At 57.8% G+C, this 7,508-nt stretch carries 4 protein-coding genes; 1 reads left to right on the plus strand and 3 read right to left on the minus strand.

What is annotated here, in order from left to right; translation table 11 throughout:
- Window positions 1–899 (plus strand): coproporphyrinogen III oxidase family protein (locus tag FJY67_10370; GenBank protein MBM3329854.1); only part of this gene is annotated, 899 nt, incomplete at its 5' end.
- 231 nt (window positions 900–1,130) lie between these two features.
- Here FJY67_10370 and FJY67_10375 read toward each other — a convergent pair.
- The 3 genes from FJY67_10375 to FJY67_10385 form a co-directional block, all read right to left on the minus strand.
- Entirely contained in the window at window positions 1,131–1,610 is a 480-nt protein-coding gene (locus FJY67_10375; protein MBM3329855.1) for a hypothetical protein, read from the minus strand.
- Window positions 1,611–1,632: 22 nt separating this feature from the next.
- The gene (locus tag FJY67_10380) at window positions 1,633–5,667 is read right to left on the minus strand and encodes a hypothetical protein (protein ID MBM3329856.1); all 4,035 of its coding nucleotides are present in this window, start codon (window positions 5,665–5,667) and stop codon (window positions 1,633–1,635) included.
- Window positions 5,668–5,829: 162 nt separating this feature from the next.
- Entirely contained in the window at window positions 5,830–7,158 is a 1,329-nt protein-coding gene (locus FJY67_10385) for a hypothetical protein (GenBank protein ID MBM3329857.1), read from the minus strand.
- Between the last annotated feature and the right edge of the window lie 350 nt (window positions 7,159–7,508).

The raw sequence follows: 7,508 nt of genomic DNA on the forward strand, positions 1-7,508 counted from the left end.
TCCGGCCATTTCAAACAGCAGACAGCAGCGGAATCGAGATCACCCTTGAAGCAAACCCCGAAACGCGCGACATCGGGAGATTTGCGGCTTTTCATATGGCTGGTGTCAATCGGCTTTCGATGGGTGCCCAGTCGTTCGACAACCGTGAACTCAAGGCTCTCGGACGTGCCCACGATGCGTCGGGTGTCGTCAAAGCCGTCGAAATAGCGCGCAATGCTGGTTTCGATAACCTCTCGCTCGACCTTATCTATGGTTTGCCCGGTTCGACGGTTGAGACGTTCCAATACAGCGTCGAAGCAGCATTAGCGCTCGGCATAGACCACCTCTCAACTTACACGCTCTCAATTGAGGAAGGCACCCCTTTTGCCCGCAGTGTCCGCGAGCGCCGGATGCCCTTCCCCGATCCCGACTTGATGGCTACGCAATATGCAATGCTTTGCGCCGCCATGGCTGACGCCGGCTTCGAACACTACGAACTGACCAACTTCGCCCGGCCGGCAAAATGGTCGCGGCACAACTACACCTATTGGCAGCGGCGACCCTACCTTGGCGTCGGCTGTGGAGCCCATATGTTCGAGGGAGAAAGGCGCCGCTGGAACCAGCGGGACACGACTGCGCATATCGAGGCTGTCGAGCGTTGGCGTGAGTCCGGTATGGACCCGGTCGAAGGCGAGGAAGTTGTTACGCCGAAAATGGCGCTCGAAGAATCTGTTTATTTAGGGTTGCGGACAGCGCGTGGCATCGACGATAAGTTCGCCAGGTCGCACTTCGATCCCGCCGGGCTTGATGAGATGCTGACTGAGGGTTTTCTGGAGGAACGCGATGGACGGATTGCCGTGCGGGAAACAAAGTGGCTGCTGCTTGATGAAATCGTCTTGCGGGTGCTGAAGTCAATCTGACCTTCCTTCCGGCAAACGTCTGTGTCGAGTATCATTACAGAGCGCTGAATCTTGTTGCACATTTCTGACGTCGTGGCTGGCGGACGCCCTCGTCCGACAGCCAAACAATGAGGGACGAGGGCGTCCCCCCGGCGCAACTCAATCAAACTAACTTGAAATGGATCCCCGCCTGCGCGGGAATGACGAGCCACTTGTCTCGCATTCCCATGCCGGAACACGGAACTCACAGCGTCAGTTCCCTCCCGCTTGCTCCCGCATCAGATTCTCCAGTTGATAAGTGTGCCGCAAAGGATGCACGACAGCATGTTCAAGCATGGAGTCGATGGTGAAGGAAACACCCCAGCGCGACAGGTAGGTTCTGTCGGACATCTGCTCCTCGGTGATGCCCGCCAGAGGTGTCGCCCACTTGTCGGCGAGGTGGTCGAGGTAACCGTCGGCCTTGACTTCGATCTCGTAAGTCTCCCAGGCAGGTATCACCTCGGGATCCGGCAGGTCGAGTTGTTCACAGATCCAGGTGAGGTATCCTCGCGCTGCGCGAAGAACATGTCGCAAGAGCGACTCCATCGACTCATAGTCTGCATCGTCGGTTTCGGGGAGTCTGATGCCGGCTGCCTTGGCGCGACGCCAAGTTGCGACAAACTCGCGCAGAAGACGGTCCTGCAGGACGATCATTGCTGCCGCGCCGCGATAGTTGTGAGGTGGAAGGTTCATCGTTTATCCCTGTCTTCCCAACCTATTTGATTAACACTGCCTTGCGCACAACGCGCGCATCCTCGACTTCGACGACGAGCAGATAGATCCCTGCCGCAAGTTCCCGGCTCGAAAGTGTCATCCGCCTTTCCCCGGCGGCAACGAATGCACCCCTACTCTCCCCCACTGCCCGGCCGTCAAGTGTCGTGAGGTGATACCTTACCCTGCCGTCAAACGGCAACCTAATCGTGAAACCGAGCGCATCGTTGAACGGATTGGGATGGAGACCGACGACATCGAAGTTGGGCGGCGGTAACGCGTCGCAATCATCGTCGACACCCTGTCCCACGACAAGTTCGATGACGAGCGCGAGGGTGTCGCTTGCCGGCAACCGCAGCGAGTCGGAGCGAAAATCCGCATAGCCGGGTGACGCTGCGACCATGCGAAAGGGATGATCATCGACGACATTACCGATTAGGAAGTTGCCACTCTGATCGGTAATCGTCTCGAGGCCATAGTCCGTCCCAACTACTGCACCAGCCACCGGCGCTCCTCCATCCCGCCTCCGCACCCGACCCATGACAACGCCGTCGTGTTCCCGGATCGAAGGAGTAAACTTGATCGCCCGTCGTGCCGCGAGCGGCGCCGCAGCAACCGGATACGCGTTGCGGAAGGAATAGTCCAGTCCCGCGTCACCAGTTGGACTGGCGATTCCGACCGATGCGAACGGAACATCCCGGCGCAGGTTGGCATCGCCGGCGGCATTGGAGATCGTTTTGTAATTGAATAGAATCTCGGTGTCGCCGGTTTCGAGTGCATTTCTATGCCGGCTATAGAGAATCGCCTCAAAAGTGAGATCGGTCTCGCCGCCTTCGGCATGGCGGAGACGGTTCCACTGGATAATGACCCGGCCGCCTGCCTCGTCAAGGTAGTAGAAGACGGCTCCATTCCCACCTAAAACCAAGCGATCCCAAAGCGGCGCGATCATCCCCGATCCGCCTCCAAATCCCCGGTCGAGCGGCCAGTTCTGGAAATTGACCGCGCGCGGCTGAACCCCCGGCATCAGATAGCCGTTTGAACAGATCGTGATGGTGTCGAAGAACTGGCCGTAGAACCCGATGGGGAATGGCAAAGGCACGACCGTAGCCTCGCCGATCAGGGCATTTCCTTCGAAAGGAAGCCGCGTCCCACGGTAGTTGAAGTTCTGATCCGCCGGGTTGATCTCGATCCAGCGGTATTCCGGCACTTGCGGCCAGGTTACATCAGTATTATCGAAGGCGCTGTAACCATAGGGATCGGGTCCCAGGGGATGTCCGGAATCTGGTCGTCCCACCACCACTGCGAACATCAATGTGTCGATTGGTCCATCCGGGCCTTCGAGCGCAATCGAGTTGGTACTAATTGTGCCGGGAACGACCCGACGCCCTCGAACCTGAAACGAGCCTTGAACCCGGCGAGCCTCGGCCGGTTCAATTGCTTCGCATCCAGCTACCCATCGCAATACCACCAGCTCATTATCTGCCATTAGCAGGGTGGCTTCAAGCGCGGGCGAGGCCGCCCGTCCCCGATTTCGCAGCAGTGGCGCGAGGTCCGTAACTTCGTCACCAATTTCGACAACGACTTCCTCTGGAGCAACCTCCAATTCAGGCGCCCGCACATCGATCGGCAGCGACGCCGACCACTCCCGGTCACCTGCCGCGATGATGATCTCCAGCCTTGAGTCCCGACCTCTTGGCTGCGAAGCATCACGGGCCCACGGCTCGATCCTTACCTCAATAGCGTTCTGACCGTTAGCCTCCGCGCCGTCGTTGACGTTGCCGAACTCGATGCGGCTATTCTCCGGCACTACAATTCCGGAACTGCCTGACCTAATGGAGGCGACTATGCTCTGTAGCGCGTCTCCGGTCTGATTACCAATGCGCAGACTGAGGCGATAGGCCTCGCCCGGGTTGATCTCCCCATTGACGCTGCCTTCGATCTGATCCCAGAACGACCGAACGATGCGAATGGCGGGGACGTCGTTGCGGATAGCCGCCTGCCGGAGAAGCGGCCGGATCTGGCTGCCGGTTATGGTCAGATAAAGTGAGGTTCCATTGACAAGTGAACCGCTCGCAAAGCCGAATCGGGCGTTGCCATCGTCGTCGCTGACCGCATGCCACTGCCGATAGCCGTTATAGGTGGCGTAATCTGCGTTATCGATGGCGGGCATTGCTCCCGGAGCATAAAGTGTCACGCGCGCGCCCATAGTCGGCTCGCCGGTTAGCGCATCGCGAATAGTTACCGCAAGGTAGGTCGAACTTGCTGAGATGACTTCCGGGAAGTCCACCGTGACCCGTCGTGGAACACCGTTCCAGATGACCAGCCCCGGATCGCCATAGTAGTCATTGTCGGTCTTGATATGGCCATAGGCCGTCGCATTGCCGAGATTCAAGTCGGGGAAGTAGTTTTCGGAAGTCGTAACCGCTACCACTCTCGCCCAGCCATAGGTGAGGCCATGATTAAGCAGCGCATCGACCGTCTCGAGAAAGACCGCATTTGTCGGCACCGTCGGCGGGCCGCCCCAGTTGCAGGTGGCGACGACCGGTCCTTTGGGAGCATCCGGCGTCGAGTTGCGTAGCAGCGACCAGGTGGCGTATTCTCCATGTCCGCTGAGCGATATGCGCACCGGGAAAATAGTGTTCGCCTCAATGCCGTTCAGGCTCTGCGCCCAGATAAGCGACTCCGCACGGCCCAGCATCAAATTCACGCCATCGTTGAATTGTCGCTGCTCGAACGCACCGACCCGACGGCCGTCCTGATCCCAGTCATTATCCTCATACGACCGGACATCTCGAAATCCCTGCGCTCGAAGCGCTTCCCCTGCCCACCGGACAACCCCTGGTATGGAGGGGTGAAAGGCTGTATTTTCAGTGTTGCCCCAATGTTGTGAAAAGACTGCACCACGGGTGAACCAGTCAGGATCATCCATAGCCGGAGTCATTTCATAGGCAAGGGTGCGCAGGGTGAAGAGTTCCAGGATCGTCGGCGATCCGGCACACCACCGCGCGATGCCGGCATCGGGGTAGTTGTCGTCCCCCTCAAGGCAGGCATATTTGTAGTCGGCATGAGTTGGACGTGACCAAACCGATTCGCCCGCTTCAGCATCGAGGATCCACCCGGCTACCGGCGGCCAGGTGTAGTACTCCCGGTCACCCACCAACAGTATCTGGTCGAAAGGGTCTTCCCTGCGGTCAAGAAAGGCGCTGTAGCGCGCTTGAATCAGAGCTTTGATTTCGCGGGGATTGCGGACATGGTTCTCGGGAATTGTTAGGATGTCAACCCGCCAACCCGACCGGCGGCGCCATTCAACGAACGGCGCTACATATTGTAAAGCCTGAGGATGGGTAACCACCAGATAATGTCCGGCTGGCTCAGGGACCCCCTCGTGCAGGTCCCGAACGGGTGGACTATCGGTGATCAGACGGAGCGCCCGCTCAAACTCCCGGCTGCGATGGGACCGGATTTGAAATGGCAGCGCAACCTCATTCTCTCCACCGGGATCGCCAAATCGCAACTCGAGCCTCTGCGACCGGTTGAGAATCAGTTCACCAGTGTTGGTTACAACCTGCAGGGGATGAAACGTCACCTTCACCATCCGGATGCCGCGCACTACGAGCGGCCGACTCACTTCATAAGTTTGCACCGGATAGGGTTTTTCACTGTTCTTCAAACCTACCAACGAAGCGGCAAGACTTGGAACATCTTCCAAGCGCAGCCGCTGAACTTCGGGTGGTGATGCCACAACCTCAAATCGACCTTCGGGAGGTATGGAAACGAACCTGCTCACTACCGGATACCACCATATCAAATCATCTCCCAAGGCTTCGCCTGAAGGCAATGCGTTATATTGGGAAATCCCGGTGGATGGCGTCAAGGTCTGGAGATTGGCTACGGTCTCGGCAGCTTCTGGAGCATCGACAACACGTGTCAGATCATACCTGACCTCAACTGTTTGCGATGACGTTTGATTCACTTCCACGCCACGCATCGATGCAGTCGCTGCCTCTGACCCGGCCGACTGTCCAGTTGAAAGAGGCAAGGACACGGCAAGAATCAACAAACCGGCAGTCGCAGCGATCCTCGACCGCCCGGCATGCCCTTTGAATACGTTGCCAAAACTCAAGGAGGGCGGGCTGAACGGCCCGCCCTCCCGATGAAGATGGGAGTGCTCTCTATCTTGGAACAATGATTTCCTCAGCGTTTACCGTTTGAATCCAAGTCCGAAGGATTGTGTGACGGCAAGTGAAAATCCCTTGGCCCCAGCCAGAACACCACGTTGCCATGAGGCTCCAAAGTTCAACTGGTATCCGGGCAGTTTTATTCCGAATCCGCCTCCAAGTTCGAATCCCTCCAGACCGCCGAACGATACTCCAGCCCTCAGCGGCAGCACGACAAGCCAGCGAAACTCCGTCCCGACTGAGAACTTCGGCGTAAGAGAATTGGCCGGAACGTCGTTCAGCCCTTGATAGTAGTTGGCAAAGAGATCTGCCTTCCCATTCATATAGGGCAGGTCGCCGGAAATCATGAAATACTTCGGCAGCGGCGTTGTGCGCGATCCGATATTATAGGTCGTATCGTCCTGTTGTAGGAAGTGCTCCCAGTATTCGTTGTGGGACAAGGAGTCGGGATGGATGCCGGAGTTGCGGTAGAACTGGCTTTCGTGTGCTTCGACATCGCTCCAGTTGATCGAACCGATGACGTTGCCGAGAGTAACTCCAAGGTAGATGTTGCCGGGGTCCATTTTGCCGGCAGCCGCCAGATCGAGCCCAATGCCATCGCCGCCTTCCTTCCCGATCAACAGGCGGGTCAATCCTTCGGCCCGAATCGTTGAACTGGTGATCTGCAGGACCGCGTCCTTCTTGTCGAGTTCTCCATAGGCAATGCCGCCGACATACTTGAAGGTAGCGCCGACAGCAAATTCGCTCAGAAACGGAAAGGGCGCCGGAAGTGGATGTCCAACCGAAAGGCCCGCCGTCCAGTAGGCCATCCCGGCTTCCTCGACGGTTCCGAAGTCATAGACCCGATCCTTTACCGGCCCGGTCAAGGCCATCTGGAAGAGATCCTCCGGTAGTGAAAAACGCCCCAGCACGTGAGCGTCGGTATTGAAAGCAAAGCGCCCCCCGGAAAAGCCGAAGATAGGAATCCCAAGCGCAAGATTCATATCCAGATTGTCGGTGTCGAATTCGCCCAGGATGCGCTCCTTATCGGTCGAGTCGAGCACTTCGCCTTCCTGGAAGTTGTCCATTATAAACTGCGGCGAGAAAGCATTGTTGCCGAATGACCAGGCAAACGAGGGTAGTTGCATCGTCACCTTGGGATTCGCCTTCAAGCCGAGGTTGGCCGGGTTCCAGCCGGCTGCCTGAGCGCCATACATTCCGAGCGGACTCGAACCGGCCATCGCTACGCTGCGACCCGTCCGAAGAGCCTGTGCGAGCGCCCCCTCTGGAAGCATCATCATCACCGCGAATACCGCAGGCAGCCAACCCTTCACGGCGATTTCTGCCTTCCGCTTACTGCTCTCATTCCTCATCTTCAGTTTCCCCCCTCGTCTTTGGAGTTGACCATATACTCGATCGTCGCGGAGGCTTGCACAGCCAGCGAGTCAGCGCCGAATATCCAGGCTGTATCACCCAGACTGCTGTAGAGTTCGATGATCTGCTGGGTGTAGAGCGGCGCCCGGCGCATATTGCGTAACGATGTCTCTGGTATCAACCGAACATAACTTGACTCGGCTGACGCCTCCACCCGTCGGTCGACGATCCGACCACGCGGTATGCCGACCGCAACGACGACATCCATCGCCAGACTATCGTTCCCCATTAGCAACTTCACGACCCCGCCAAGCGGGATGCTGTTGGTGATGTTCAGGTCGATTGAAGC

This window comes from Calditrichota bacterium, assembly GCA_016867835.1.
Classification (GTDB): Bacteria; Electryoneota; AABM5-125-24; order Hatepunaeales; family Hatepunaeaceae; genus VGIQ01.